Origin of the sequence: Lentilactobacillus sp. TOM.63 (assembly GCF_030361045.1) — a bacterium.
Classification (GTDB): Bacteria; Bacillota; Bacilli; order Lactobacillales; family Lactobacillaceae; genus Lentilactobacillus; species Lentilactobacillus dabitei.
In genome coordinates this window covers 1-1,723 of record NZ_JAUCAP010000157.1, presented here as the reverse complement: position 1 = coordinate 1,723, position 1,723 = coordinate 1, and the positions used below count along the sequence as shown (strand labels likewise).

At 34.6% G+C, this 1,723-nt stretch carries 1 pseudogene; it reads left to right on the top strand.

What is annotated here, in order from left to right:
• Nucleotides 1-474: 474 nt before the first annotated feature.
• Nucleotides 475-1,402, top strand: a pseudogene (locus tag QUF07_RS13810) (replication initiation protein).
• The last annotated feature ends 321 nt before the right edge of the window (nt 1,403-1,723 follow it).

The following is a 1,723-nucleotide window of genomic DNA, read 5'->3' as shown; positions in this document are numbered from 1 at the left end:
CATAAGGGAAGGCATTCCCTATTTCTATACAATTCAGAAATCTTTTATGCATTTACACAAGATATTTTACGCTCTCCTCACTCAATATTGGGTGAGGGCTTTTTATTTTTGTTTTGGTATAAATATATATATATGAATAGTCTTAAAATCGCTAGAAACGAAAAATAAGGCCCTTAAAAACGAACATAGCCGCTAAACTCTTGTTAAGATTCAGAAAAACTAACTGTTTGCTGTCAATGGTGGCGGACAATCAATGCGTGGGAGCATAGTGACTTGAATTTAATGTGAGCCGATTTTTGACTCGCTCCTTTGTGTTTTTTATTTGAAGTTTGGATCTGGTACAGTAGTACCTCTTTTAAACCTCTTTTAAACCCCATTTTAGCCATACTCTCCCAGGGAATACAGGAGTTTATAGATAGAGTTTTGTAATATTATATATTCATAAAACCATATTCATTAAAAGAGGTGCTTCATTTGAGTAATGAAATTGTTAAATATGATCCTGAATTAAATACAATCCCACTTCGAAAATTCACTCCTGTTGAAATGAATTTATTCTTCTCAATAGTTTCTAGAATGCGTGACAAGGGTGACGAAACTGTAAGGTTTTCATTTGATCAATTAAAAGAATTAAGTGCATATAAACCTACAGCAAATAACCGATTTATTGACGATATTGAAAGTACTTATCAAAAAATTTTAGGCTTACGCTTTGGAAGGCGTAGTAAAGATGGGCTGCATCGTGAATTTTTTGTTATGTTTACCGAATTTGAGATAAACGGCCATGCTGATGATCCTTATGTTGATATTAAAATTTACCCCAAAGCTATAAAATTATTAAATGAGCTGGAAAGTTGGGTTCGTTATGCTTTATCAGAATTCAGAAATTTAAAAAGTAGCTACGCAAAAACCATGTTTCGGTTACTAAAACAATTTAGAACTACTGGGTACGCTTACTTTTCAGTTGCAGACTTTAACGAGCTATTAGATGTCCCTAAAAGCTATAAAAGTAGCAATATAAATCAATCCGTTTTAAAACCCATCAAAGAGGAACTTACGCCTCTTTTTAGAGGCCTAACGGTTAGAAAAAAATGGTAAAGGCCGCGGAAAACCAGTGATTGGGTATTCTTTTACTTGGAAGTCTGAAAAGAAAAACGCTAATGACTTCTCACAAGGTCAATTTCAAGATGAACGTCAAAAACTCTTTAACATTCAGCATAATGGTGAATTAACAGAGCAGGAAAAATGGCGCGCCATTGACAAGGTTAAGGGGTTAACTTTAGGCTCTACTGAGAAACAAGCATTGGCTGATAAACAGGCCGAGCACGATAAAAAAATAAGAGATCAAGCAAGACAAGAAGCTCTTGCTGAACTCCAAAAGGGGTTTGGAAATCATGCCTAAAACTATTAAGGAACTTGCTGATGAGTTTGGTGTATCAAAACAAGCCATTAGGGAAAAAACTAGATGCAAACTTTAGTTGTTGTTAATTCGGGATATTTACTGTTAAAGCAACATTCATTGGTGGCAACAACCAGAACCAAATCAATTATAGTTTAGCTTGAAGATTGATACCTAAAGAAAACCAGTCGACAAGCAAAACTTAAACTTGGTTGTCGATTGGTTTTCTTGTCGTTTTTAACTTATAAGGTAGATTGCAAATTTAATCCGAATTTTTGGACAAATTTGTCAGCATAACCTGATACGGTGTTTGCCAGTCGAGTA